The 26,661-nt window shown below is 46.6% G+C and carries 28 protein-coding genes; 19 read left to right on the top strand and 9 right to left on the bottom strand.

Annotation, left to right across the window (positions count from 1 at the left end):
- Window positions 1-118 precede the first annotated feature (118 nt).
- Window positions 119-388, top strand: a complete 270-nt coding sequence (locus BN1080_RS15435) for a hypothetical protein (RefSeq protein WP_052653487.1) — start codon at window positions 119-121, stop codon at window positions 386-388.
- Window positions 389-481: 93 nt separating this feature from the next.
- On the top strand, window positions 482-1,786 hold the full coding sequence (locus BN1080_RS15430) for a purine/pyrimidine permease (protein ID WP_234398979.1): 1,305 nt from the start codon (window positions 482-484) through the stop codon (window positions 1,784-1,786).
- A 220-nt stretch (window positions 1,787-2,006) separates the two neighbouring features.
- Here BN1080_RS15430 and pepF read toward each other — a convergent pair whose 3' ends face one another.
- Entirely contained in the window at window positions 2,007-3,821 is a 1,815-nt protein-coding gene (pepF, locus tag BN1080_RS15425; RefSeq protein ID WP_052653486.1) for an oligoendopeptidase F, read from the bottom strand.
- A 695-nt stretch (window positions 3,822-4,516) separates the two neighbouring features.
- Between pepF and BN1080_RS15420 the strand changes: the two genes are divergently transcribed.
- The 4 genes from BN1080_RS15420 (at window position 4,517) to BN1080_RS15405 (ending at window position 7,587) form a co-directional block, all read left to right on the top strand.
- Window positions 4,517-4,996, top strand: coding sequence for a PaaI family thioesterase (locus BN1080_RS15420; RefSeq protein WP_052653485.1), 480 nt, complete (start codon window positions 4,517-4,519; stop codon window positions 4,994-4,996).
- 277 nt (window positions 4,997-5,273) lie between these two features.
- Window positions 5,274-6,332 carry an LLM class flavin-dependent oxidoreductase gene (locus tag BN1080_RS15415; protein ID WP_052653483.1) on the top strand — a complete coding sequence of 353 codons (1,059 nt, stop codon included), beginning with the start codon at window positions 5,274-5,276 and terminating at the stop codon, window positions 6,330-6,332.
- Between the two features lie 11 nt (window positions 6,333-6,343).
- Entirely contained in the window at window positions 6,344-7,294 is a 951-nt protein-coding gene (locus BN1080_RS15410) for an ATP-grasp domain-containing protein (protein ID WP_052653481.1), read from the top strand.
- A 110-nt stretch (window positions 7,295-7,404) separates the two neighbouring features.
- On the top strand, window positions 7,405-7,587 hold the full coding sequence (locus BN1080_RS15405) for a hypothetical protein (RefSeq protein WP_052653479.1): 183 nt from the start codon (window positions 7,405-7,407) through the stop codon (window positions 7,585-7,587).
- Window positions 7,588-7,615: 28 nt separating this feature from the next.
- On the opposite strand, the gene BN1080_RS15400 is transcribed toward BN1080_RS15405, so the two are convergent.
- Complete coding sequence (locus BN1080_RS15400) at window positions 7,616-7,918, bottom strand: hypothetical protein (RefSeq protein WP_052653477.1); 303 nt, start codon at window positions 7,916-7,918, stop codon at window positions 7,616-7,618.
- Between the two features lie 132 nt (window positions 7,919-8,050).
- Between BN1080_RS15400 and BN1080_RS15395 the strand changes: the two genes are divergently transcribed.
- A complete protein-coding gene (locus tag BN1080_RS15395) occupies window positions 8,051-8,731 on the top strand; it encodes a hypothetical protein (protein ID WP_052653475.1) in 681 nt (226 codons plus the stop codon).
- 63 nt (window positions 8,732-8,794) lie between these two features.
- Here the strand turns inward: BN1080_RS15395 and BN1080_RS15390 are convergent, their stop codons facing one another.
- From BN1080_RS15390 to BN1080_RS15375, 4 genes are all read right to left on the bottom strand, one after another.
- A complete protein-coding gene (locus BN1080_RS15390) occupies window positions 8,795-9,550 on the bottom strand; it encodes a hypothetical protein (RefSeq protein WP_052653473.1) in 756 nt (251 codons plus the stop codon).
- Window positions 9,534-10,064 carry an RNA polymerase sigma factor gene (locus BN1080_RS15385; protein ID WP_052653471.1) on the bottom strand — a complete coding sequence of 177 codons (531 nt, stop codon included), beginning with the start codon at window positions 10,062-10,064 and terminating at the stop codon, window positions 9,534-9,536. The genes BN1080_RS15390 and BN1080_RS15385 overlap by 17 nt, the downstream gene beginning before the upstream one ends.
- 125 nt (window positions 10,065-10,189) lie before the next feature.
- Window positions 10,190-11,455: an erythromycin esterase family protein gene (locus BN1080_RS15380; protein WP_052653469.1), complete on the bottom strand. Its 1,266-nt coding sequence runs from the start codon at window positions 11,453-11,455 to the stop codon at window positions 10,190-10,192.
- Between the two features lie 89 nt (window positions 11,456-11,544).
- Window positions 11,545-11,814, bottom strand: a complete 270-nt coding sequence (locus BN1080_RS15375; RefSeq protein ID WP_052653467.1) for a GNAT family N-acetyltransferase — start codon at window positions 11,812-11,814, stop codon at window positions 11,545-11,547.
- 95 nt (window positions 11,815-11,909) lie between these two features.
- Between BN1080_RS15375 and BN1080_RS15370 the strand changes: the two genes are divergently transcribed.
- Entirely contained in the window at window positions 11,910-12,827 is a 918-nt protein-coding gene (locus BN1080_RS15370; RefSeq protein WP_052653465.1) for a catalase, read from the top strand.
- Window positions 12,828-12,867: 40 nt separating this feature from the next.
- Here BN1080_RS15370 and BN1080_RS15365 read toward each other — a convergent pair whose 3' ends face one another.
- From BN1080_RS15365 to BN1080_RS15355, 3 genes are all read right to left on the bottom strand, one after another.
- Complete coding sequence (locus BN1080_RS15365) at window positions 12,868-14,247, bottom strand: Glu/Leu/Phe/Val family dehydrogenase (protein WP_052653463.1); 1,380 nt, start codon at window positions 14,245-14,247, stop codon at window positions 12,868-12,870.
- A 132-nt stretch (window positions 14,248-14,379) separates the two neighbouring features.
- On the bottom strand, window positions 14,380-15,870 hold the full coding sequence (locus BN1080_RS15360; protein WP_052653461.1) for a glycine betaine uptake BCCT transporter: 1,491 nt from the start codon (window positions 15,868-15,870) through the stop codon (window positions 14,380-14,382).
- Window positions 15,871-15,966: 96 nt separating this feature from the next.
- Window positions 15,967-16,524, bottom strand: a complete 558-nt coding sequence (locus tag BN1080_RS15355) for an SLOG family protein (protein ID WP_052653459.1) — start codon at window positions 16,522-16,524, stop codon at window positions 15,967-15,969.
- A 190-nt stretch (window positions 16,525-16,714) separates the two neighbouring features.
- Between BN1080_RS15355 and BN1080_RS15350 the strand changes: the two genes are divergently transcribed.
- The 11 genes from BN1080_RS15350 to BN1080_RS15300 all read left to right on the top strand — a co-directional run bounded on the left by BN1080_RS15350 (window position 16,715) and on the right by BN1080_RS15300 (window position 26,419).
- The gene (locus tag BN1080_RS15350) at window positions 16,715-17,488 is read left to right on the top strand and encodes an SDR family oxidoreductase (RefSeq protein ID WP_052653457.1); all 774 of its coding nucleotides are present in this window, start codon (window positions 16,715-16,717) and stop codon (window positions 17,486-17,488) included.
- A 27-nt stretch (window positions 17,489-17,515) separates the two neighbouring features.
- Window positions 17,516-18,076, top strand: a complete 561-nt coding sequence (locus BN1080_RS15345) for a TetR/AcrR family transcriptional regulator (protein ID WP_052653455.1) — start codon at window positions 17,516-17,518, stop codon at window positions 18,074-18,076.
- Window positions 18,077-18,093: 17 nt separating this feature from the next.
- On the top strand, window positions 18,094-18,981 hold the full coding sequence (locus tag BN1080_RS15340; RefSeq protein WP_110925668.1) for a 3-hydroxyacyl-CoA dehydrogenase family protein: 888 nt from the start codon (window positions 18,094-18,096) through the stop codon (window positions 18,979-18,981).
- On the top strand, window positions 18,978-19,757 hold the full coding sequence (locus BN1080_RS15335; RefSeq protein ID WP_052653454.1) for an enoyl-CoA hydratase: 780 nt from the start codon (window positions 18,978-18,980) through the stop codon (window positions 19,755-19,757). The genes BN1080_RS15340 and BN1080_RS15335 overlap by 4 nt, the downstream gene beginning before the upstream one ends.
- Before the next feature lie 14 nt (window positions 19,758-19,771).
- Window positions 19,772-20,179, top strand: coding sequence for an acyl-CoA thioesterase (locus BN1080_RS15330; RefSeq protein ID WP_052653452.1), 408 nt, complete (start codon window positions 19,772-19,774; stop codon window positions 20,177-20,179).
- Window positions 20,179-21,246: a phosphotransferase family protein gene (locus BN1080_RS15325; protein ID WP_052653450.1), complete on the top strand. Its 1,068-nt coding sequence runs from the start codon at window positions 20,179-20,181 to the stop codon at window positions 21,244-21,246. The genes BN1080_RS15330 and BN1080_RS15325 overlap by 1 nt, the downstream gene beginning before the upstream one ends.
- Before the next feature lie 13 nt (window positions 21,247-21,259).
- Window positions 21,260-23,032: an acyl-CoA dehydrogenase family protein gene (locus BN1080_RS15320; protein WP_052653448.1), complete on the top strand. Its 1,773-nt coding sequence runs from the start codon at window positions 21,260-21,262 to the stop codon at window positions 23,030-23,032.
- Window positions 23,033-23,044: 12 nt separating this feature from the next.
- Window positions 23,045-24,019: a quinone oxidoreductase family protein gene (locus tag BN1080_RS15315; protein ID WP_052653446.1), complete on the top strand. Its 975-nt coding sequence runs from the start codon at window positions 23,045-23,047 to the stop codon at window positions 24,017-24,019.
- An 18-nt stretch (window positions 24,020-24,037) separates the two neighbouring features.
- Entirely contained in the window at window positions 24,038-24,979 is a 942-nt protein-coding gene (locus BN1080_RS15310; protein WP_052653444.1) for an MBL fold metallo-hydrolase, read from the top strand.
- A gap of 77 nt (window positions 24,980-25,056) precedes the next feature.
- The gene (locus tag BN1080_RS15305) at window positions 25,057-26,043 is read left to right on the top strand and encodes a zinc-binding dehydrogenase (RefSeq protein ID WP_052654680.1); all 987 of its coding nucleotides are present in this window, start codon (window positions 25,057-25,059) and stop codon (window positions 26,041-26,043) included.
- A gap of 67 nt (window positions 26,044-26,110) precedes the next feature.
- Window positions 26,111-26,419, top strand: coding sequence for a DUF4870 domain-containing protein (locus tag BN1080_RS15300; protein WP_052653442.1), 309 nt, complete (start codon window positions 26,111-26,113; stop codon window positions 26,417-26,419).
- Window positions 26,420-26,661: the final 242 nt, after the last annotated feature.

The following is a 26,661-nucleotide window of genomic DNA, read 5'->3' as shown; positions in this document are numbered from 1 at the left end:
GTTTGTTGCGGAGATTGTTAAGAGTTTGCCACGAAATGTTCACCTTCGGTAATTTATTGAAAAAAGCTATCCTGTATAATGAAGGGAAACTTAACTATCAAAGGCGGGAAATAAACAAATGGAATTCTTATACTTTCCTGAAGATAAATCGGAATACATTCCTGGGATTATCTCAGTTGTCGTTATTTTTATTTTGTCACTGTTGATCATGTGGCTTTTGATCCGTGCGTCTCGGAAGCAAGTAAAGCAACTGCAGGATAAAGGCTATCCGGTTGTCTATAAAGGGCCGTTGGATGAAGAACATCGAACCGATGAGCAAAAGAAAAATATGGAATCGCAAAAAGAAGCGGATCCTAAAGAAACTTCTAGAAAAGACAGAGAGTCCTGAAAATTTCAGGGCTCTTTGTTTTTTCTCCGAACGCCTTTAAAAGCAAAAGGGTATACTAACAAGATAAAGAGTTAGAAAAGACGGGGGCGGGAAATGGTGAAAACTTTGTTTGGAGGCATTCAGTGGGCCGTTTTTTTATTGGCTTCTTCGATTGCTGCTCCCATTGCCATCGCCAATGTTTTTGGGATGGACAGTGGAGATACAGCCTTATTTGTCCAAAGGACGATTTTTGTGCTTGGCATCGCGTGTTTAGTACAGGTGCTGATCGGGCACCGGATGCCGATTAATGAAGGGCCGGCGGGGCTCTGGTGGGGAATCTTCATCGTTTATGCAGGGATGGTCGGTGTTATGTATGAAACGATGGAAGAATCGCTGCAAGCCCTTCAAAGCGGCCTGCTCTATAGCGGTGTTTTGTTCATCGTATTTGCTTACACTGGATTAGTAGGGAAGATGAGAGCGCTGTTTACGCCGACGATTACGTTCATCTATTTATTGCTGCTTGTCCTGCAATTAAGCGAATCGATTATCGGCGGCTTAGTGGGAATAGCGGGTGAAGGCGATGCCGTGGATCCGGTCGTCGTTATAGGAGGCGCAGCCGTCGTTATCGTGACGTTTTTATTCATGGGGCACAAAACTCCTTGGGTCAACCGTTATTCAGTCTTGCTGGCGATTGCCGGGGGGTGGCTGTTATTTGTGCTGCTTGGCAAGGCGGATGCGATTGCTGGTACTTCGGAATCATTGCTCGCATTGCCGGAACTTCTCGTATTCGGCCCCCTCGTTTGGGATAGCGGCATGTTCGTTACGGCGCTGTTTTTAACTTTTCTATTGGTAGCGAATATGATGGCTTCAATGCGGGTCATGGAAGTGCTTTTAAAAAATACGTTTTCGATTGAAGCCCAGGATCGGGTCAAGCAAGCGTCCGTCGCTTCCGGGATCAACCACATTTTTGCGGGGCTGTTTTCAGCCATCGGGCCCGTGCCAATTTCCGGTGCAGCCGGCTTTGTCAGTGCGACACGAAATCCTTCTTTAAAACCATTCGTTATGGGCGGTGTGGTAGTCTTAGCCATCAGCTTTTTTCCAAGCTTGATGGCACTGCTTGCGGCATTGCCGGCGCCAGTCGCTTATGCCGTAATTTTTGCGATATTCACAAAAATGGTGGAAATGGCTTTTATGGAATTGAGAGAAGAAGCGGATCATCAGCAAGCTTATAAAGTATCCGCTTTCGGATTGATGATTGGGGTCGGCATTATGTTTCTTCCGCCCGAGAGCATGGCACAGCTGCCAGCTATTCTCGCCGCTACCTTTTCCAATGGATTGATTACCGGAACACTGGCGGCGATTCTGATCGAACGCTATTTCATCTGGAAAAAAGCACGGAAAAAAACGGGAGCAGCTTAAAAGCCGCTTCCGTTTTCAATATGCTGAAAAAATAAAAATAGAAAAAGTTTTGTTTGGAAACCCGATATTCCCCAAAGCCGCTGTGCTTGCCTAAAATCCGTGCTCCTGCATCGCTGCGCTAGCTTCGTCGCCAAGGTTTGCTCCATATCGTTAGAAGTGCCCCAGTCCAAAGCGCCGAAGCGCGGATTGAGGAAGCAGAAGCTCTCATCCAACTAGGTTTTTATTGTTTCACTTCAATTTCTTTTGTCAGTGTGACGAGTTCGTCGATCAATTCACCGATATATGCGATAGTATCACGCAGCGGTTCTTCCGTCGTGATGTCGACGCCTGCCATCTGTGCCAGTTCCACCGGAGTTTTGGTGCCTCCGGCTTTCAACACGTCCAGCCATTCATCGACAGCCGTTTGCCCCTCATTTAAAATCCGTTTGGACACTTGCGTCGAAATGGTCAAGCCGGCACTATAAGTATACGGATATAAGCCCATATAATAATGCGGTTGGCGCATCCACGTCAGTTCAGCGCCAGGCGTGATTTCTACAGCATCTCCCCAGAACTCTTCCAGTACACCGCGCTTCAGCTCATTTAAAATTCCGGCATTGACGCTTTGGCCGGCATCAATGCGTTCATAGACTTTCCGCTGGTAGGCCGCTTCAAGCAAATGGGTGACAAAGTTATGGTAATACGTTCTCGCAACAATGGAAGAAATCACCCAGCGCTTGAATTTTGGATCTTCCGAGTTTTTCAGCAGGTGGTTGGCCACAAGCATTTCGTTCATCGTTGAAGGGGCTTCGATGAAGTACAGGGAAGGGCGGGCGTTAAAGACGTTCTGTTCCCGGTTGGCATTATAGAAATGCCCGGCATGGCCAAGCTCATGCGCCAACACGAAAACTTCGTTCATGCGGCCGGTCCAGGAAATCAAAATGTAAGGGTGATTTCCATAAGGACTCGAACAGAAAGCGCCCGTTGATTTGCCTTTATTCTGTGCGAAATCGATCCAGCGCTCTGAATAGGAACGTTCCACCATGTCTAAATAATCTTCGCCCATGATGCCGAGCGCATCGTTGATGTATTTCTTGGATTCTTCTACAGTGATTTCCGGTTCGTACGTAGGATCCAAAGAAATCTTCAAATCCGCAAAAGTCATTTTTTCCAAACCGTGGACTTCCTGCAGCAATTTGGCATATTTGCGCATATGCGGCGCCAATTCTTGTGTGATCAAGTCGATTTGGCGGTTATAAAGCGTACGGTCCACTTCCTGGTTGAACAATAAATAATCAAAAACGGAATCGTAGCCCCGCAGGTCCGATGTGGTCTTTTCCATTTGCAGCTGCATATCGTACGTTTTAGCTGTCGTGTGCTGGTAATCTTTCAGCTTTTCAGAAAAAGCGTCAAATGCAGCGCGGCGGATTTCGGCATCCGGCTCGGCTTCCCAGTCCCCTTCAAATGACACATAACTCAATGGATAGCTCTTTCCGTTCACTTCAAAATCTTCAAACGACATATCCACCATTTTGGTCGTATTGTAAAGGCCGTATGGAGCGTTGAACGTAGCGGAATAGGCAGCCAAGGTTTTTTCAGCTTCCGGATGCAATTGGTATTCCTTTTTGCGGAGCAGCTTTTCCAGATACACACGAAACTCGTTGGATTCTTTCATTGCTGCTTCCAATGTTTCTTCCGGAAGCGCCAAAAGTTCACTGCTGACAAAGGATAGCTGGCTTCCGATTTTTGCAGAAACCGAACCGAACTTGCTGGAAAGCATCTGGGCTTCCGAATCGGTCTGGTCCGTGCTTAACGTGAGGCTTGCGTATGTACTGACAGGAACCAATTTTTCAACAAAAGCCATATAAGCGGCCAAGGCTTCAATAACAGAAGATGGATTGCTGATTTTTCCATGAAATTGGCTGTGGAAATCGGAAGCCTCTTTTTCCAATGAAACCAGCGCTTCATTAAATTCTTCATGCGAAGCAAATAAACTTTGCAGATCCCATGTTTCTTGTACAGGCACTTCTGAACGAAGCGGTAAACTTTTAGCCATCCAATCTCTCCTCTTTATTACGGTTATCGAACTAAATACTAGTATAAAGGGACGCCACTAAAATGTAAAAATAATTTATTGAATTTATTAAAATTTTCTTATAAATAGGTTTAGATAAAAAAAGTGGTGGAATATAAATAGTACAAGGCGGAATAACGTAGGGAAAAGCGTATAAACGAAGTAAGTTTATGAACGCATCCAGACGATGACTTGCACAGCCTTGGCGGAAAATTTTGCAATACTGACGACCGTTACTCTTGTCAGGGACCGATAGTACCAATGGTTTCTCTCCAGAAAGTAAGTCAAGAATCAGTAAGATGTAAGTTTTTTGTGGAAGTGCATCTAAACGTCTAACTGCAGAAACACAATTTCGCTGAGAGGTAGATGCGAAGCAAAAGCCTAAATGGCAAATGACAGTTAGCGCAACAAATTGCATTGGCGAGAGTTTTCAAATTCGTCAGAGCATCAACAAGTTGTAGAAAGAATCGAATAAGAAATTTTCCGCGTGCGAACCCTCGTTTTTTAGAGGGAAGGTAATAAGGGAAAGCATGATCTGATGAAAAGGATCATGCTTTTTCTTTTTGTTTTTTATAAAAGTTCATAAAATGAACGTCTAAATGTCAGAACACTCAATTTACTTTATGTTAAGATAGTAAAAATAACTAAAATTACGCAGTTGGGAAAGAGGGATTGGCATGGCAGAAAAGATAGAGCACGCTATTCAAGATGAATACGCAGAGGATTTTGCTTGGTGCTACGGATGCGGCCGCCTGAATCAAGAAGGGCATCAATTCCGGACAGGGTGGCAGGGCGAAGAAACGGTGACGGTTTACACCCCTAAACCTGAGCACACAGCAATTCCTGGATTTGTTTACGGCGGATTGATCGCTTCACTAGTGGATTGCCACGGAACGGGATCCGCTTCTTTGGCGCTGCACCGAAAAAACGGCTTTGAACCGGGAAGCGGGGAAGCGCCGCCGCGTTTTGTCACCGCTTCTTTGCATGTCGATTATAAAAAACCGACGCCGCAAGGAAAAACCTTAAAAGCGGTTGGCCGAATTGAAGAAATCCACCCGAAAAAATTTAAAATCCTAGTCGATGTATTTGCCGAAGAAGAATTAGTTGCCACTGGAGAAGTCCAAGCGGTGGTCATGCCGGCTTCCTTTGCCAAATAATTGATGAAGGGGTATTTGTTATGCGGGAGATGGAACCGCCGCGCAATGATCTGATTGGAGAAATATTAAAAGAATACGAAAATACGGATAGAAAACTTAAAAAAAGCGAGAAGTCACTGGGAATAGATTACTCTATTCCTTTATCGCTTTAGCGCGATAAAATTTAATAACCTAGTATACTAGTAAGAATACGTGGTTTTGTTGTATGCTAAAAGCGTTATTTGATTGTTTGAAAATTTTGCACTTGACTATAAACGTAAAGGGAAGTGAACGGGCGATGAAATATGGTTTCTGGATGCCGATATTTGGCGGTTGGCTGCGCAATGTGGAAGATGAAAACATGCCGGCGACTTTTGATTATGCAAAGCAAGTAGCGCAATCAGCGGAACAATGGGGCTACGACACCACATTGATTGCTGAGTTGAATTTGAATGATATCAAAGGGATGGAAGCCGATTCTTTAGAAGCTTGGTCAACAGCTGCAGCTCTGGCAGCCGTGACGGACAAGCTGGAAATCATGACGGCAATTCGCCCTGCTTTCCATAACCCTGCTGTAACTGCGAAGATGGCGGCTAATATAGACCGGATTTCCAATGGCCGGTTCACTTTGAATGTGGTATCTGCCTGGTGGGCAGAAGAAGCACGCCAATACGGCGGAGAATTTACAGAGCACGATGAGCGTTATGACCGTACAGATGAGTTCCTGAAAATTGTCAAAGGGATGTGGACGGAAGAAACTTTCTCTTTCAAAGGGAAGTATTACGATATCCAAAATGCACATCTTGCTCCGAAACCTGTCCAGCGTCCGAATCCCATTTTATACGCTGGCGGAGAAAGTCCGCGCGGCAAGCAATCGATCGTGGAGTCATGCGATGCTTACGTCATGCATGGCGGGACAGTAGAAGAAATTGAAACAAAAATTGCCGGCATGAAAAAATTGCGGGAAGAAGCAGGTAAAGAACCTTTGAAATCTTTCGGCATGGCAGCCTATATCATCTGCCGCGATACAGAGGAAGAAGTAGCTGCTGAATATGCGCGCATCACAGATGTGAAAGATGCGAAAGGCTACGTGGGCTACGATGACTTTGTCAGCAAATCAAAATTGGAGCAAGAAGTGAAGCTTCAAGATTATTCCGTTTCGAACCGCGGCTTGCGTCCGAATTTGATTGGAACGCCGGAACAAATTGCAGATCGCATTCTTGCTTATGAGCAGGTAGGATTGGATCTCTTATTGCTTCAATTCTCTCCGCAATTGGAAGAAATGGAGCGCTTCTCGAAAAAAGTAATGCCAATCGTCGAGGAAAAGCGTAAAGCACTGGCAGCAACGACTTACTAGGAGGAAACGACATGACTGAAAAAATATACGTAATACATGAAAACGAAGAGTGGACCACGCATTTATTCAAACGTTTAGATGAACTGGGCCTTCCTTACGAAGATTGGTTTATCAATGAAAGCCTCGTTGATTTGAACGATACGCCGCCGGAAGGCGTCTTCTACAGCCGAATGAGTGCATCATCCCATACCCGCGGACATCGTTTCGCACCGGAAATGGCGGATTCCCTGCTTGTCTGGCTGGAGAACCACGGACGCAAAGTGTTCAATGGCAGCCAGGCGCTAAGCTTGGAAGTCAGCAAAGTGAAACAATACATGGCGCTTAATGCGGCTGGCATCCGTACGCCTAAAACCATTGCGGCGAACGGCAAAGAACAGATTTTAGCCGCTGCAGAAAAAATGGGTGTTTCTTCTTTCATCACGAAACATAACCGTGCCGGGAAAGGCCTGGGCGTAAGATTGTTCCATTCGATGGAAGCTTTGAATGAATACGTGAATGGCGCGGAATTCGAACCATCCATTGATGGCATTACGCTAATTCAGGAGTATATCCAAGCACCTGAACCGTTCATCACGCGCTGTGAATTTGTCGGCGGCAAGTTCGTTTATGCAGTGCAAGTGGACACTTCAGAAGGATTTGAATTATGCCCGGCAGATGCTTGCCGAATCGACGATTTGTTCTGTCCGGTAGGAGAAGAAGTCGAAGAGAAGCCGAAATTCCAAGTGGTGGAAGGGTTCAACGATCCGATTATCGCTAAATATGAGGCGTTCCTAGCCCAAAACAATATCAATGTCGCGGGCATCGAATTTATCCGCAACGCAGCAGGCGACATTTTCACTTACGATGTGAATACCAATACGAATTATAATTCAGACGCAGAAGCGGCTGCAGGCAAATACGGCATGCTGGAACTGGCGAAGTTTTTAGAGCGCGAATTAAAAGGCGTGAAAGAGACCGTTTGATGAACGGAGAAGCGGGCATCATTGTTGATGTCCGCTTTTTTGCGTTTAATGAAGGCGCACGGAGGGAAAACGGGTAAAGAAAGCTTGAGGAGACGAAAGGAAGAGAAATCATGGAAGAAAAACGGGAAGACGAGGTATTGGCCGAAGAAGGTGCAGAAGAAGAAGTGGAAGAACCGGTCAAGGAAAAGGATTTTGACGGCATCTACAGCAATATTGCCTCAAACCGGTATGAAAATCTGCGGACTAGCCATATCGAGAACAAAGCGAAGCAACTTCGGAAACAGAGAAAATAAAAGATCAAGTGCCTAAGCGCTCGATCTTTTATTTTTTGGGCAGCCGTTCTATTTCTTCTGCCACTGCAAATGCGAGGTCGTCATTTCCGAACAGCTGCAGAACTTCCAACATCGTGGCATGGCTAATTTCAAGATCAGCTGTTTCGGCATTGGCTTCTTCGATGGCGATTTGAAGCGCCGCATTTTTTTCTTGATAAGGGTAGGCTTTTTGGTAAACAGCCATCGGGTCAAGTTGGTGGTTCGTACACCATTGCACGAATAGTTGGATCATCATCTGCTCATCTTGCTGGTATTTCTTGATGATCCATTCCTCACGGTTTTCGTTTTCCATATCGGCACTTCCTTTTTCATTGTTGTTCCCGTTATACCACAGGAAGCTGGACAAATCGAGTGAATGCATAGACTTCTGCTATAGTTTCCTCTAGAATGAACCCCATAGCATGATAGTATCGGAGGGCGAAAAATGAAATTATTACAAGTACGAAAAGGGCAATTGGTTTATTACAACAACGAACTGCACAAGGTGTATTCGGTTAAACCATTAGCGAAAAAATCCGTGCTGATGTTCCGGCTGAAAGACATGGAGCAAGTAGCGTGCAAAGCGGAAGAGGCGACATTCTACAAACCGAAACATATGGATTCGTTCCTGTTTTTAGGATCAAAGTATACGCTTCGGGAAGATGTTAACGCTGAAGAAGGCGGCTATATCTTCATTGTGAAACCGGATCCGGACTATATGGACCATTACTCATTGAACGAATTTGAAAAAGTTGAATCTGTTGAAGGCAAAAACGTGATTACGACGCGCCAAAACACCGTGAAGGCCCGTGAATTCTTCGTCATGGTTCCGGGTGAAGAGCCGGGAAGCACGGACATCAGCTATTTCGATCCATCAAAAGTGACGGAAAGCCAAAAAGAAGAAGACGCCCAATTGGAAGAAAAATTGCGTGAACAAAACGCGATCAAACCTTCTATTGGCGATGTCTATTTGAATTTGGATAATGGAGCGATTGCCATGGTCGTGGCAATTGAACATGAAGTGGTGACATTGGGGACAGGAGAAAAAATCACATTCCATGCGCTTTTCAAAGCGGACAACTGGAATTACCTATACTCGATCAATTCAACGTCAAGTGAACTTTAAGCATGCAAACAGGCCGGCAAAGAAAATTTCTTTGCCGGCCTGTTTTTTATGCTTCCATTTTTCTCAATCCACGATGTGGAACTCCTGCAGCATGGCATAAAAACGGGCCCCATGCCCTTCAGCCGCTTCTAAGAAATAGCGCTCGGTAATTACGAAACTGCCTTCTTTTCCATTGCTGATGACATAAGCGTGGACCACTTCGTCATCCCACTCCATTCCGCCATTTTTAATGCCATGCAATTGATAGCCTTCTACAGGTTCGGTGACTTTTTCGATTGGGCGAAGGTCTGGAAATTCCTGTTTTAGTTCTTCTTCGTACTGGCTGGCGAGTGCATCAGGAGCCGTGCCGGGGATTTGTTCGATGATCATGGAGACTTCAGGGTATTGCTCCGGCAACTCCTCTTTGGTAGTGATCACATCGGGCTTATCGCCTTCGCCTTTGATCATTTTATAGCGATCTTCATCGATGTAGATGACGTATTCCGCATCTTTTCCTTCATTCAACTGGACATTCGTTTCTTCTTCCATTCCTTCAATGCTTTGGACGACTTCTTTTTCGGGCACAAACATTTCCTTGATCCGGTCAATCAACGCCATGCCGGTTTCGGTTTGGAAACTGAAAGCAATCAAAATACCGGCTGCGGCTGCAATGAACAGCGGAATGATTTTCTTCTTCATTTTTTTCACCTTCTTGTCTGCCGGTTTTGGTTCTGCAAAAAGTTCATCCTCTAATCGGCTCCAAATTTCGGGTTCCATTTGATTGGCGGCTGAAGTTTGATCCATCAGCGCTTTTTTCACTTGTTCATCTATGTTTTTCATTCAGGTACGCCTCCTGTTCGGTCATTTCCAAAAGCTGCCGCAAGTTTTGCCGTCCTTTGTAAAGGCGGGATTTGACGGTGTTTTGGTTTAACTCCAGAATGTCCGAAATCTCTTTTTCACTGAAGCCTTTAATATATTTCAAAATTAACGGAATGCGGTATAAATCCTCCAAATTTTGAATGGCTTCAATCAAATCTGCAGCATTTCCGTCAGAAGATGTGGAAAGCCGTTCATCATTTTCTAAATTCGGCTGCGGGTAGGATCTCATATTCCCTTCTTTCTTTAGCAGCCGGTTGCATTCGTTCACTAATATCCGGTAAAGCCAGGGTTCAAAAGGCAAATTGGCGTCGTATGAAGAAAAATTGCGGTAAACGCGTATAAATGTTTCTTGGACAGCATCTTTGGCTAACTCGGGATTTCGCGTAATCACCATGGCGCTGCGGATGGCGAAATTCGCATGTTCTTTATAAAGTTCCTGAAAGCTGTGTTTGTCCAACGATTTCTTGTGATTCATCGCTCGAAACCACTCCTTTCCATCCGTTCTAAATACTCTTATATGTATTACCTTCGAAAAGGGGGAAAAGTTTTCTTTTTATGCAAATTTTCATCAAAAAAAGACAGACGGGGAGTCTGCCTTTTCTACTGAACGGTATTTTCAACTTGTATAGGGGTGAGGGCTTTCGTTTTTTCCAAATAAATAAAAGCATCATAGCGTTTCGACAGCCGGGTGGGAACATAATTTCCGCGCGATTCAAATTCTGGATGGTAAACGACGCCAATCGCACGATGTCCGGCCCATTGGTCAAAGGCTTTCCGGTTCTGTTCATTAAAAACGACGTACTTGCTGCCGGGTCCGGTTCGGTGAAAAATCTCTTCCCATGAATGGAGCCGGGCCGGCGGGACCTCCATGATGCGGTGAGGGGTCCCCCAGGCTTCTGAAGCTACAACAGTTCCTTCATACGTTCCAAAGCCAAGGGCGAAGACATCTTCCGGCCGGTTCTGTTCGCGAAGCACTTGCCCTACATTGATCATGCCATCGTTTTTCATATCCGTCGCACGGGCATCTCCGATATGGGTATTGTGTTCCCAGATAATGATTTTAGCGTCCCGGCCGTGATAGTCCCGGATTTCATTGATGGCCTCTACCATATGTTCGTCGCGGATATTCCAAGAAACTTCTCCGCTTTGGACCATGGCCCGGTAATAATCTTCCGCATTTTTGGCGACCAAAGCGTTGATTTTCAAATTTAAATCATTTTCCCAATCATCTTTATAAAGTTCTTCATTCGAGCGGATGGAAGAAAGGAGCTTCGAGACTTCCTCGATACAGATAGTCGAAAAGCTTGCATAAGAAATCGCATAATTTTCAGGCTCCCGATTAAAGGGCTCAAAACAGGAAAAGGCTTTTTTGGCTAACTCCAAGTCGCCGCCGGAAGGATTGGTATGGGTCAAATAATGGATCACTTCTTCCATCGACTCCCACAGGCTGTAAATGTCGATGCCGTAAAAGCCTGTTTTCCGGCCATTTTGGTTATTGTATTCCTTCAGCCAGCCAATAAAGTCGGCCATCTCTTCATTGGCCCACATCCAGGTCGGCCATCGGGTAAACGATTTGACGATTTCATGCGCACTTTTTCCATTTTCGTCAAACCCTTTGATGAAGCGGTTGACCTGTTGGGCAGAAGGCCAATCACCTTCAACTGCAACCAAGGTAAATCCTTTTTCTTGGATCAACTTCCTCGAAAGCTCGGCACGCACAGTGTAGAAGTCAGAAGTGCCATGGCTTGCTTCACCGAGCATAACGATTTTAGCGTCTCCAACCGCTTCAACAATCGTCGATAGATCCTTGGCTGAGTGGAAAGGCTCGGCAAATCTTACTACTGCTTGTTCGAGAGAGGTGTCCATGATGCCATCTCCTTTTAAACGCTTTTTTTTTACTGTTCCCGGGTTCTTTCGGACAAAACAAAAACATCCGCCTGCGCGGATGTTTCGGATTATTTTGCCACGACATCCTGGAAATCAGGCGTTTTTTCGATAACGCCATGAGCAAATGGGCATTGGGGGTCGATTTTCTTTCCTTCTTGCCGCGCATACTGCACCACCTGTTCAACAAGCTGTTTGCCGACTCCTTGCCCTTCAAGTTTTGGCGACACTTCAGTATGGTCAACCGTCAACACATCGCCATCTGGAATATAGGAGATGTATCCTAATTCCTCTGCATCTTTCATGACAGTAAAGCGGTTGTTTTCATGTTTGAAATCCATGTACAAATCCCTCCTTAGATTCTCTGATCTTTTTGTATTCCCGTTATTTTTAAAATTAAGCATATTCGGGTATAGCGGTGAAAAGGGGTGAGGACATGGAAAAATCAGAACTGGCCGAAGTGGCCGTTAACCGGATTGAACGCGTATTCGGCGAATATCCGCTTTATCGCCGTGCCCATGCACGAGGCGTCATATACAAAGCGAAATTTACAGCGAACGGCAATGCCGAAGGGCTGACGATTGCACCGCATCTTCAAAAAGGTGAGACCGAGGCATTTGTCCGTTTTTCCCACAGTTCGCCGAATCCCGAATGGACGGATGTCATGTCGCCGGTCAAAGGGATGGCGGTCCAGTTCAAACTGCCGAATGGTAAAGTGACCAATATCGTTGGCGTCAATGCACCGATATTTTTTGCGCGGACTCCTGCAGCTTTCACAGAAATGCTTGGAGTGGTTAACTCATTTAAAGACGGAAAGCCCCCTTTGCGGGAACTGGCTGAACTGCTGATCCGATATCCGGAGAGCCGGGCGGCTGTCAAGATTCTTAAAAAGATGCATGCACCTGTTAGTTTTGCGACAGGCATCTACCATTCAATGCACGCCTTTTATTTTCTGGACCAAGAAGGCAAGCGGACGCCGATCAAATATGAATGGATACCGGATGCCGGGATAGAGACTTTGGATGCCAAAGACCTGGCGGAAATTCCCGCAGGCTATTATGAACAGGAGATCGAGAAACGTGTAAAGGCAGGGACGGCTAATTTCCAGTTGGCCATCGTCCTCGGGAAAGCGGATGATCCGACAGACGATCCCACCGTCGAATGGCCACGGGAACGGCAGCGAATAATAGTGGGGCGCCTGAAGATTGAAGAACTAGCGGAACAGACGGATGGCATGAAGTTCGATCCGACAGAGATGTCTGATGGGATTCTTTGTTCCGAAGATCCGATTTTGCATTTTCGGAAAGATGCCTACTCCATTTCCCATGAACGCCGAATTGCAGAAAAAAAATAAAGCCGCTGAAGCCGATTAAAGGCTGCAGCGGCTTTATTTTTTAATAGAGTTTTCCTTGGCGATAAAGGACAGTGGAAAGCTTTTTAACTGAATGGATGTAGCAATTTTGCCGAAGCGGAAACGGATCGCCGAAGAATTGCGGATAAATGGCATCCATCGTTTCTTTCATTTTTTCAAGCAGGAGGCGATGAACTTCCGCTTCTGTGTAAAATTGCGTTTCACGGCCCTGCAGCCATTCAAAATAGGAAACGATGACACCGCCGGCATTGGCGAGAATATCCGGGATGATGATGACACCCTTGTTGCTCAAGTATTCGTCCGCTTCCTGAGTTGTCGGTGCGTTTGCTCCTTCGATAATAATTTTTGCTTTAATTTCTTTCATATTGTCTTTGTGGATCTGGTTTTCCAGAGCGGCGAGCAGCAAGACATCGACTGGCAGCGTCAGCAGTTCTTCGCGTCCCCTGATTTCTGCGGCGACATTTGCTTGGTCGAGTTCTGCCGGTGTAGCCGGCAAATCGCCGCGGTTGCTTGCGGTGAAGTGGATCAACGCGGGTATGTCCAGGCCATCTTCATTGTAAAGGGTGACATTCCGGTCGCTGACCGCCACAATCCGGTTGCTGATTTCAGTGCTTTTATAGGCTTCAAGCGCTGCTACGGACCCAACATTTCCGAATCCTTGGACCGCCATGGTGAGTGGGCGGTTCGCATGGGCGAGTGCGGTCGCAGCAAACGCATTATCTGAGCTGGCAAGCATTTGCTCGTTGGCTTTTACATACTCATTCATTAAATAGCGGAAAGTGAAGTAGACCCCTTTTCCGGTTGCTTCCCGTCGCCCCAGCGACCCGCCGTTAGCTACGCTTTTTCCGGTGAAGCTGCCAAGATAGGCCTGGCCGTAATGGACTTTTTTGAACTCGGCCATCATCCAGTCCATTTCGCGTTCGCCTGAACCGACATCCGGAGCAGGAATGTCTTTATCCGGACCGATTTCATCTGAAAAATAACGGACGTATTTCCGGCAAATCAGATTTAATTCTTTTTCGGAATATTCCCGTGGATTGATGACAATCCCGCCTTTGCCGCCTCCGAAAGGAACGTTATGCAAAGCATTTTTTAAGGTCATCAGAAAAGCCAGGTTGATGACTTCTTCTTCATTGACGCTTTCGTGGAAACGGATCCCGCCTTTGTAAGGTCCGAGTGCATCGTTATGATGGACGCGAAAAGCAGGGATTCGCACTACGCTTCCGTTGTCTAATGGAATGCGCAAGAACGATTTGTGGATTTTATTCGGTGTGGAAAGAATGGCGCTCAAAGAAGTGAATGCTTGCGTTCTCATTTGTCCTTGAAGCTCAGGCAGGAACTGGTCGCTTTCCAGCAATGCGTTCAATGAACCTTGGACGATCGTGCGTGTCTGTTCTTCCATATGAAAAACACCTCCATTAAATTGGGCCAGCTTGAACTTTCATCAAATAAAACGAAATCTTCCTTCCATCTATACCCGTAACTTGCTTGGACTATGCAAAAAGCGCCTTCCGCAAAAGGAAGGCGCTTTTCGCTATTTCTTTGGTTTCGCTAATTTAACTTCGGCATCCAATGCCTTGAACAAGGCAATGACCATGAGGATCATGACGACGGAGAAGGGCAGGGCTGCAGCAATGATGGTATTTTGTACAGCTGTCAGTCCACCGACAGATAGCAGAATGGCCGCAACAAGCGATTGGGCAATGCCCCACAACACTTTGATCTGGTTGCTCGGAAGCAAAGAGCCGTTTGTCGACTGCATGCCAAGCACGAAAGTCGCTGAATCCGCTGAAGTGATGAAAAACGTGCTCACCAGCAAAATGGCGAAGAGGGACATGATAAAGCCCAGCGGCATTTCACTGAACATGGCAAACAGTGTTTGTTCGGTCGGGAAGCCGGTCAAATCAATTCCGCTTTTCTGCGTATTGATGGCTGTCGATCCAAAAGCCGCAAACCAGAAAGAACCGAAAAGTGTAGGCACCAAGACGACGCCAATTAGAAATTCCCGGATCGTCCGCCCTTTTGAAACACGGGCAATGAACATGCTGACAAAAGGCGCCCAGGAAATCCACCAAGCCCAATAAAAGATAGTCCAATCATTCAGCCATGAGCGGTTTTCCGCATCGAGTGGAGCCGACTGGAAACTTAGGCTAATCAGGTTTTGAAGATAATGGCCGAATGTCTCGGTGAATAAATTCAAAATAAGCAAGGTCGGTCCAAGCACAAGAACAAGGATCAAAAGAATAACAGCCAGCACCATGTTGGTATTGGACAGATACTTAATTCCTTTGTTCAGTCCGGACCAGGCCGAGATGACGAACAGGATGGTGACAATGGCAATAATCAGCAGCTGGAACCAAGGCTCGTCCGGCACACCGAAGAGATACGTTAAACCGCCATTAATTTGAACAGCGCCAAAGCCGAGGGAAGTCGCCACGCCGAAAACAGTGGCAAAAACGGCAAGAACATCAACTAAGGTTCCAAGCGGACCTTCCATTTTCTTGCCGAAAATCGGCTTCAGTGTTGATGAAATTAACGCAGGTTCGCCTTTGCGGAATTGAAAGAATGCAAGCGATAAGGCAATTAACCCGTACATGGCCCAGACATGGATGCCCCAATGATAATAGGTGCGTTCCAAGCCTTCTTTGAAAGCGGCATCTGTCCCGGCTTCTGCAGTGGCTGGCTGGATGGCAAAGTGGCTTAGCGGTTCAGAGGCGCCGTAGAAAACAAGGCCAATGCCCATTCCGGCAGAAAACAGCATGGAAATCCAGGAAAGGGTAGAAAATTCAGGACGGTCGCTGTCTTTGCCCAACCGGATTTTTCCGTATGGACTGACCACAATGACAAATACAAGAATGAGCAGCAGGGCCATCAGCGTAAGGTAATACCAACCAAAATTGGTGCCGATAAATGCCCGGATGTTGCCGGTCACTTTTTCAAAAATTTCAGGTGCGAATACACCGAATAAGACAGTCAAAATGACTAATGCAAATGTGATATAAAATACTCTTGAAGCTTTCTTCATAGGTTCTCCTTTAATCTTTTGTTTGGCATAGTTATTAAGGGTATCGAAGTTCCTTCTTTCCGTCAACCTCGTACCCGGATGTTCAAGTATTCAAACTTACTCCCAATCGTTCATTTGTTCTTCTTCAGCAACGACTCGCAAGTCATCCGCTGTGATGGTGAAAACCTGATAATCATTTTTTTCAGCGTAGCTTTCGGCTTCTTTTTTGGTGAACTTCGGTGAGCCCTCCATTTCTTCGTCGTAAACAATCAGCATGCCATCCGAGTTGCGGAGAAAGAATTTATTTTTCTCGATGAACTGCCAAGGCGCCTCGTAAGGGCGATTTGTCAAACTGCGATGAAAGTCAGCCATTTCAAGAATCATCTCGTACTTTTCCTGTTTTGCTTCGTTCCACCTTTTTTCCTGATCAAGAAAGGGGGTAAGGACTGCGTATTTCAATTCGGGAAATTCATCCTTTAACTCCAACACCACTTCCGCAGCCCAAGTTTCCACTCCAAGCTGTCCGCTGACGATGACCCATTCCAATCCTTCATCCAGGAATTCGCGCAACCGGTTTTCCAGTGCTTTTTTAATAAACCGGACCCCAGGATTTTTGTCATCGAATATCCCGAGCTCATGCTGTTTGTAGCCTGTAATGACGAGCCGCTTCAACATAGGAAACCACCTTTCATTTAAACTTCTATTCTTCCATTTTACCGTATTAATTGTTCGGCGGGCGAGCAGCAGCGTTTTTCAGCCGCAACAAACCGATTTAGCGTCTTGCTTTATAGAAATGAAAACGTTACCATAAATTTAAGTATTCTGAACATACTAACTAGTTAGTATAAAACAAGGGGGAAATGGAATGAACGTCATGGAGCTTTTTAAATTGGATGGAAAAACAGCAATCGTCACGGGTGGAGGAAGAGGATTAGGGGCGCAGATCGCTGAAGGGTTTGCGGAAGCGGGCGCCAATGTGGTGGTGTGTTCACGAAAAGTCGAAGCCTGTGAAGAAATTAGCGAGAAGTTAAAAGCGAAAGGCGTTCGGTCGCTGGCATTGGCATGTGACGTAACGAAACCGGAAGATGTTCAAAAGGTGGTCCAAAAAACGCTGGAAGAATTCGGTTCCATTGATATTTTGGTCAATAATTCTGGGGCTACTTGGGGAGCGCCTGTACTTGAGATGCCGCTGGATGCTTGGGAGAAAGTCATGAACGTTAACGTAACGGGAACCTTTTTGATGAGCCGGGAAGTCGGCGACGCGATGATCAAACAAGGCAGCGGGAAAATCATCAACATCGCATCTGTTGCCGGACTTGGCGGAATCGATCCAAGATTGATGGATACGATTGGCTACAATACAAGTAAAGGCGCGGTGATCACATTCACGAAAGATTTGGCAGCGAAATGGGGCCAATTCAATATTAACGTCAATGCGTTGGCTCCTGGATTCTTCCCGACCAAAATGTCGAAGGTCTTAATTGAGCAGGGAGGAGACCGGCTGCTTGATCAGACCCCGCTGAACCGTTTTGGAACAGAAGAGGATTTGAAAGGGGCTGCGCTGTTTTTAGCTTCAAAAGCTTCCGATTATATTACGGGTGATGTTGTGGTTGTCGATGGCGGCATGCATGTGCTGTAAGTGCATCAAAGATTGCGGGGAAACGACATGAAAGAAAAAATCATTAAAGAAAGCATTTTGCTGTTTGAAAAAAAGGGGTTCAGTGAAACCTCCATTCAAGATATTGTGGAGGCTATTGGCGCGACAAAAGGAACGTTTTATTATTACTTCACCAGCAAAGAGCAGTTGCTGATGGATATCCATTTGGGCTATATCGACGATTTGCTTGAGCGCCAAGCGGCCATTTATAAAACAGAAGCGAACAATCAGCAGAAGCTCCGGCAAATGCTGGAACTGCTAATAGCAGATATTAAGGCCCATGGCCCAAGCGGCAGAGTGTTTTTCAGGGAAATGCGCCATTTAGCAGAAGATAATGCAGGAGCGGTAAAGGCAAAACGCGAAGAATTTCGGGTCAATATCGAAAACTTACTGATTCAAGGAATGGAAGAAGGTGAATTCAGAAAGGATATCAAGCCGGATATGATCGCTTTTGCGGTACTAGGCGTTACCAATTGGAGCTATCAATGGTTTAACCCGGCAGGAGAAGTATCTGCCGAAAGTTTGGCTGAAATCTACAGCGATTTAATTTTGAACGGAATTGCCGGATAAGCAAAGGGGATGGATAAGTGGAAAATCTTACGGTCAATAAAATATGCGTGGTTGGCGCTGGGCAAATGGGACACCAAATTGCGATGCTGTGTGCTTTGGGCGGATATCAAACGGCCCTTCAGGATGTGAAAGATGAAGCGTTGTCGAAAGCGAAGAGCAGCTTGGAAATGTTGATGGGGCAATGGGTGCGAAAAGGAAAGATAACGGAGCAGCAAAAAGCAGAAGCTTTTGGCCGATTATCGTTTACTGCCGATTTGGAAAAAGCGGCAAGTGATGCGGATTACATCATTGAAGCGGCAGTTGAAAAACTGGAAGTAAAGCGCGAAATCTTTAAGCAATTGGATGCGATTGCGCCGAAGCATGCCATTCTTGCTTCCAATAGTTCGACGATTGTCAATTCGTTAATCGCAGAAGCAACAGCGCGCCCGGAAAAAGTGTGCAATATGCATTTCTTTTTCCCGCCTCTTGTCATGGATTGTGTCGAGGTCGTGATGAGCGAAAAAACTTCAGAAGAAACTGCGCAAACTGCGATGGAAGTTTGTAAAAAAATCGGGCGGACAGGCGTCTTGCTGCGAAAAGAAATTTCCGGATTTGTAGCAAACCGGATCTTAGGGGCATTGCAAAAAGAAGCGATGCATTTATATGAAGCAGGCATTGCCGACTTTAAGGAAATTGATCTCGTCATCAAGAAAGCCTTGCGCCATCCAATCGGACCTTTCGAGTTGATGGATTTGTCGGGGCTTGACGTGGCTTATTACGTCATGCAGCAGCAATATGCGGAAAGCGGCAACCCGGAAGACAAGCCGCCTGCATTTATTGAAGAAAAGGTGAAGGCTGGAGAGCTTGGCAGAAAAACAGGCAAAGGATTTTACGATTACGGGGAAAAGGGAGTCGAAACGCCATGACGACAGTGCTGCAAGTAGAAAAAACAGACGGCTATGCGGTGGTCACCATCAATAACCCACCGATGAACGTCATCAGCAACCAAGTATTTAAAGAACTGGATGAAGTGTTTGCAAATCTCGGCGAAGATGAAGGGGTGAACGCGGTCATTTTAACTGGCCAAGGCGAGAAAGTGTTTGCAGCCGGAGCCGACATCAAGGAGTTTCCGCTGCTGATCGGACAAACGGGCATACAAGAAACTTTCCTCGAGACGCATGCAATTTTGCACCGGATCGACCAGTTTGAAAAGCCGGTGATCGCGATGTTGAACGGGCTTACGCTCGGCGGCGGCTGTGAATTGGTGCTATGCTGCGACATTCGGATTGCAGAAGAGCATGTGCAGATCGGCTTGCCGGAAATCACGTTAGGCCTGTTTCCAGGCGGCGGGGGGACGCAGCGTCTGCCGCGCCTGATCGGCGAAGCGAGAGCAAAAGAAATGATGTTCACAGGCGAATCGGTGACAGCAGAAAAAGCCGAGCGGATCGGCTTGGTCAATCGCGTTGTTCCTAGTGGAGAAGGGATGGAAGCGGCGAGAAAGATGGCGAAGCGGTTGGGGCGGTCTTCTTTGCCGGCTTTAGCGTTTATTAAGCGAGCAGTCGATAAAGGATTGGAACTTCCGCTAGAAGACGGCACGGATCTGGAAGCGGCGTATTTTGAAAAAGTCTTCCAAACCGAGGATGCCAAAGAAGGCGTCCAGGCATTTATCGAAAAAAGAAAACCGGCATTTCAAAACAAATAGGGAGATGGGAAACTGTGGCGCATGAGTTGGCGGTAAAAGTGCGGTTTAGTGAAACGGATGCACTTGGACATATCAGCAATATCAGCTATTTTATCTATTTGGAAGAAGCCCGCATCGAATTTTTCAAAGCGCTGGGCTTTGATATGGCCATTGAGAAATGGAAAGTGATTTTGGCCTCTGCCAAATGCGATTTTATCAATCAGGGCTTTTTTAACCAGCAGCTGAAAGTGATTTCGGCCGTCAGTAAAATCGGCAATTCCAGTTTTTCAATCGTTCATCGGATTGAGGATGCAGCGACCGGCCAACTGATAGCAAAAGGAGACGCAAGCGCAGTCCATTTTAATTTTGAAACCCAGAAAAGCGAAAGCTTGCCGGATGAAATCCGCAGCTTGCTCGAGAAACACCTGGAGGAGGACGCGTGATGGCGAAACTTGAAAATGGCGTGATTCCTGTTAGGCCCGGTGAAGAGCTGAACCGGGTGAAACTTTTGGATTTTCTTCGTCTGCATATCGACGGGTTGCCGGAAGGGGAGCTGGAAATCCGGCAATTCGGCGCCGGGCACTCCAATTTGACGTACGACCTGTCAATCGGGAATTGGGAAGCGGTGCTCCGCAGGCCGCCGCTTGGCCCGGTAGCGCCGAAAGCCCATGATATGGAACGGGAATTCCGCATTCTTTCTTCTTTAAATGAAGTGTTTCCTGCAGCTCCAAAGCCATACGTTTTTTCGGATGATGAAGCGATAGTCGGCAGCCCTTTTTTTATCATGGAGAGGCGGCATGGCCAAGTGATCGATACAGAATTGCCAAAAGGAACCGAGCCATCTGAAGAACTGGGCGAAAAAATTTCAGAGCTGATGGTCGATACACTTGTAGACTTGCATGCTGTTGACTACACAAAAACGGCTTTAGCCGAACTGGCTAAACCCGATGGCTTCATGGATCGGCAAGTTTCAGGATGGATTGGACGGTATGAACAGTCAAAAACGGATGACATCCCGGAAGTGTCGGCACTTGCGGAATGGATGCAAACGCATATCCCGCAATCTCCTGCTCCAACCGTCATCCACTATGATTTCAAGCTGAATAATGCGATGTTTTCAGATGATTTTACAAAAATCACCGGATTATTTGATTGGGAAATGGCAACAGTCGGCGACCCGCTTGCTGATTTGGGAGCGGCGATGGGCTACTGGATTGAACAAGACGATCCCGAATTATTGAAAAAAGGGTTTGGCAAAGCTCCGGTAACGGTGCTTCCAGGTTTCTATACACGCCAGGAATTTATCCGGCGCTATGCAGAAAAAAGCGGCCGGGACGTTTCAGCGATGCATTTCTATTTGACGTTTGCTTATTTCAAGCTGGCCGTCATTTGCCAGCAGATTTATTACCGATATCGCAACGAGCAGACAAAAGATCCTCGGTTTGCCCATTTTGGAGACTTTGTAAAGAGCCTCATCCAACATGCACTGGCCACTGCTAAAAATAGCTAAAGGAGTGATTTCAATGGATAAGCATACAATCACTTACCGCGGAGCAAGTTTCCTGTATCAGCCTGCTGAAGCGGAAACGATTTTTACGCCGGAGGATTTTACAGAAGAACATAAGATGATTGCGAAAACCGCCAAGCGATTCCTGGAAAGCAAAGTTCGGCCTTTAAATGAAAAAATTGAAAGCCAGGATTTTGGAGTAGTCAAAACGCTGCTTGATCAAGCTGGAGAACTTGGTTTACTGGCGCACAGCATTCCCGAAAAATACGACGGGCTCGGTTTGGATAAAATCAGCAAAGGTTTGGTCGGAGAAGTGCTGGGGTCAGCTGGAAGCTACGGGGTGGCGCATTCCAATCATACGTGCATCGCGACGCTGCCGATCACTTATTTCGGAAACGAGGAGCAGAAGCAAAAGTATTTGCCGAAACTCGCTTCTGGGGAATACATCGGTGCCTACTGCCTGACGGAACCGAATGCGGGATCGGATGCGCTAGCGGCTCAGACGGTGGCTAAGTTAAATGACGCCGGCAGCCATTATGTATTGAACGGCACGAAAATGTTCATTACCAATGCCGCTTTCTCGGATACGTTCATCGTTTATGCAAAAGTGGACGGCCAGTATTTCACGGCGTTTATCGTCGAAAAGAATTTCCCGGGATTGTCGCTTGGGGCAGAAGAGCAGAAAATGGGGATTAAAGGATCATCCACACGTGCGGTGATTTTCGAAGATTGCGAAGTTCCTATTGAAAATTTATTGGGCGAAGTAGGGAAAGGGCACGTTATCGCCCTGAATGTATTGAATTTGGGGCGCTATAATTTAGGGTCTGCCACCATGGGTGCTGCGAAATACGGTTTGGAACTGGCTTTGAACTATACGAAAGAACGCCGGCAATTTGGCAAGACGATTGCAGAATTTACGGCAACTCAAGAAAAAATTGCCGATATGGCGATACGAATTTATGCATCCGAATCGCTGCAATATCGGACAGCTGGGTATTTGGAAGAAGCTTTAGGCGGTTTATATGACTCAGCAGATACGGGGCTGACAGCGAAACGCTTGATGGAGTATGCCACTGAATGCGCAATTTGCAAAGTCTACGGGTCAGAAACGTTGGATTATGTGGCAGATGAAGCGCTTCAGCTGCATGGCGGCTATGGATTTATCAAAGAATATAAGATTGAACAGATGTACCGGGATTCGCGCATTAACCGGATATTCGAAGGAACCAATGAAATCAACCGGCTAATGATTCCTGGGAATTTGCTGAAAGCGTACGGCAAAGGGCAAGTCGATTTAGAAGAATTGATTAAACAGGCGGCCGCAGAAATTCGGGCGCCTAAAGTGGGATCCATTGGCGTTATTTCCCGGGAAATCGAAGCCGTCCAGGCGATGCGTAGAGTATTTTTGCTATGTACGGGACTTGCCTTTAAAAATTATGGCCCACGTATGAGTGAAGAGCAGGAAGTGCTGATGAAATTGGCGGATATCGGTTTGCATTTATACGCAGCAGAATCTGCTGTTTTGCGGACAGCAAAAGCTGTCGCGAAAGACGGTGAAGAAAAGCATGCATTAAAAGTGGATTTGACCAAAGCATTGATTGATGACTCGCTCCTTGAAGTGGAAATGGCGGCGCGCAAAATGGTGCAAGCGACGGTTTCCGAAAAGACAGTCCATGATTATGTCTTGATGGTCACAGGGGAACTTAGCCGTCTGCAGCGTTCAGGCGGCATCCAGACAAAGCGCAGCATTGCAGAAAGCGTGCTGGAAGCAGAACAGTATATTTCATAAGGGGGAAGTTTCTTGAGACAAATCAAGTTTGAACAATACGGCGGACCGGAAGTACTTGAATGGGTGGAAACGGAAAAACCGGAGCCGGCAGCCAATGAAGTCTTAATAGAAGTGAAAGCGATCGGCGTCAATTATGCAGATACAGCACGCCGCGAAGGGAAATATGTGGTGCCGACTAAGCTTCCATATGTTCCGGGGTCAGAAGTGGCGGGCGTGATTGCTGCAGTCGGCGAAGAAGTGCAGCGTTTTAAAGAAGGAATGCGCGTCGTGGCGTTGATCGAATCAAATGGGTATGCGGAATATGTCGCGGTCGACGAACGGATTTTAACGCCTGTACCGGACGATGTCGATTTTGAGCAGGCGGTGGCGCTGCCATTGCAAGGGCTTAGTGCATATCATATCTTAAAAACGATGGGCCGTTTGGAAGCGGGGGAAACCGTATTAGTCCACGCTGCGGCAGGTGGAGTAGGCGCCATCGCCGTCCAGCTCGCTAAACTTTTTGGAGCAGGGAAAATTATTGCCACAGCCAGTACGAAGGAGAAATTGGCCCATGCAGAAAAAATGGGCGCAACGGATCTGGTGAATTACTCAGAAGAAGGCTGGGGTGAAAAAATCAAGGAAATTACCGGCGGAAAAGGCGTTGATGTCGCTTTGGAAATGGTCGGAGGCGAGGTGTTCAACCAAACCGTAAAATGTCTGGCGCCTTTTGGGCGGCTGGTCATTTTCGGTGCGGCAAGCGGCGAACAAGCGAGCTTCCATCCAGGACAGTTGATGAAGCGAAACCAATCAGTTATCGGCTTTTTCCTGCCGCAAATTATGAGGAAGCCTGAACTTTATCAACGGAGTTTCAAAGAATTGCTGGAATATATGGAGAACGGCCAATTGGAATTGACGATTGGGGGGACCTATCCGCTGGAAAAAGCGGCAGAAGTGCATAAATTGCTGCAAGGAAGGCAGACGATCGGAAAATTGGTGTTGAAGCCTTAGCAACAGAGGAGAGATTGGATGCTTGAGAAATTAGGGGTCGAATCAATTCGGCTGGATCTTCCGTTCAGATTAAATCATGTCAATTGCTTTATGGCAGAATCAGAAAATGGCTGGACGATCATCGATGCCGGATTAAACAATAGCGAAACGAGAATGTTTTGGGATGAACGAATCGGCGATAGACGGATCGAGACGATTCTCATCACCCATTATCATCCGGATCATTTCGGCTATGCCGGCGGGCTCCAAGCGAAAACCGGCGCACAGCTGCGGATGTCGGAGATTGATGCTGAATTGGGAAATGTTTCTTGGAAACCTGAATTTATGGATACGATGCCGAACCATTACAGCGCTTCTGGAGTGCCGCGGGAAACGGCGGAGAAGATGATGCAGAACACAGCGGACTTCCAGCCGCTGGTCAAACCTTTGCCAAAGGTCAACCGCTTTTTGGCTGAAGGCGAACAGGTTCAGATTGGGCGGTATAAATACGACGTGATCCATACGCCGGGACATTCGGATGGCATGGTCTGCTTTTATAATAAAGAAAAAAATGTATTGTTTTCTGCAGACCACATCTTGCCGAACATCACACCGAATATTTCCTATTGGTTCCATGGACAAGCCAACCCCTTGGCCTCGTATTTAGCGTCATTGGAAAAAATCAAGGAACTGAACGCGGATTTTGTTATTCCTTCCCACGGAAGCCCTTTTTACGGGGCGAATGCACGAATAGAAGAATTGATGAAGCATCATCAAGAGCGGTTGGATGAAACAAAAGAGATGATCAAGACACCTTCTACGGTTTATCAAATATGCGAACGCCTCTTTAAGCGTCCATTAACGGTCCACGAAATGCGTTTTGCCGTAGGCGAAACGCTGGCGCATCTGGAATTTCTGCGGCATAGCGGTGAGTGCATAAGGGAGAAGGAACAATGCGCATGGTTTTATGAACAAACGTGATAAACTACTATCAGAATGAGATAAGGCCATGGGGGACTATGGCTTTTTTTATTTACCGATGGGAAAGGGTGAAACAAGTGAAAGCATTTGTCATTGAATCCGGAGAACTCAGACTAAAAGAAATGGAAGAACCGAAAGCAAAACGCGGCGAAGTGGTGGTAGCGCTTTGCACCGCTGGGTTGAACCGGCGTGATTTAGGGTTGCCTAAAAGATGGGGGAATAAACCGGAGGCGCTCATTATCGGTTCGGACGGAGCGGGCGTCATTGAATCCGTAGGGGAAGGCGTAAAAGACTTTAAAGTTGGAGATGAGGTCATCATCAATCCGGCACTCCGTTGGTATGACAATAGCGCAGCACCGCCAAAGGGCTTTGACATTCTTGGAATGCCGGATCATGGGACTTTTGCCGAAAAGATCGCTTTATCTGCAGAGCAAGTCGAGAAAAAACCTGCCCATTTGAGCTGGGAAGAAGCCGGCTCGTTAGCATTGGCAGGACTGACTGGATTTCGGGCGCTCTTTACGAAAGGGGGAACGTTAGCGGGCGATACGTTATTCATTCCGGGCGCTGGAGGCGGAGTAGCAACTTACTTGATCCAATACGCCAAGAATATAGGAGCACGCGTGATCGTGACTTCCCAGAGTGAAGAAAAGAGAAAGCGTGCGCTGGAACTTGGAGCGGATAGAGCAATTGACTCCAATAGCGATTGGGAAAAGGAACTGGCAGATGAAACGATCGACTTGGTCATTGACAGTGTCGGGCGTGCAACGTTCAATCGTTCGCTGGAGGTGCTAAAGCCGGGCGGACGCATCGTCATTTTCGGTGCAACGACAGAAGACAATGTGGATTTCAATTTGCGCAAATTTTTCTACGGCCAATACCAATTGTTTGGCTCGACCATGGGCAGCCGGGAAGAATTGCGGAACTTACTTTTGCATATCGAAAAATTTGATATGCACCCGATTGTGGACCGCGTTTTTGAGCTGGAAGAAGCCCAGCAAGCATTCGATTATCTCGCAGAAGGCAAGCAATTCGGCAAAGTGGTCTTGAAAATAAATTCTTATTGATTTTTGAAACCATTCATCTCTTGGGCCGTATAATAAAGTAATAGAAAAAAGACTGGAGATGAAATGTATGCAAAACACAGGGATGAAAATTCTTGTTCACGCGAGCGCGTTTTTCGCACCGTTTTTAGTGCCGTTTATCGTGTTCCTTGTATCGAATGATGAAGAAGTGAAAAAACTGTCCATTCAGGCGTTGCTGTTCCAACTGGTGATGGGCGTCTTATTGTTCGTTTCAAGCTTGCTGGTGATCGTGCTGATCGGTATTCCAATGCTAATTGTACTCGGCATCGTTACTTTGATCGTACCGATTTTGGGCATTATCCGCGCATTGAACAACGAAAAGTTCGATTACCCGATCGTCGGTGCGTGGTATCAATAAAAAAGTCCCTTTGGGGCTTTTTTTATTGAGCTGAAATGGATTTTCAGGTGAGATTTTAGGTTGCGCGCGTTCGTAGAGAAATGCGCTCGCTCAGTGAAAAATGCGCGCGTTCGTGGAGAAATGCGCGCGTTCAGAAAAAAATACGCGCGTTCAACGAAAAATGCGCGCGTTCAGATGAAAATCCGCGCGTTCACCGAATTTCCACGCCGCCCGACCACATCCAGCCACTGACATCAGCCAAA

The sequence above is a fragment of the Planococcus massiliensis genome (assembly GCF_000821325.1).
In the GTDB taxonomy this organism is placed as follows: domain Bacteria; phylum Bacillota; class Bacilli; order Bacillales_A; family Planococcaceae; genus Planococcus; species Planococcus ruber.
This window is presented reverse-complemented; position numbering and strand designations above follow the sequence as displayed.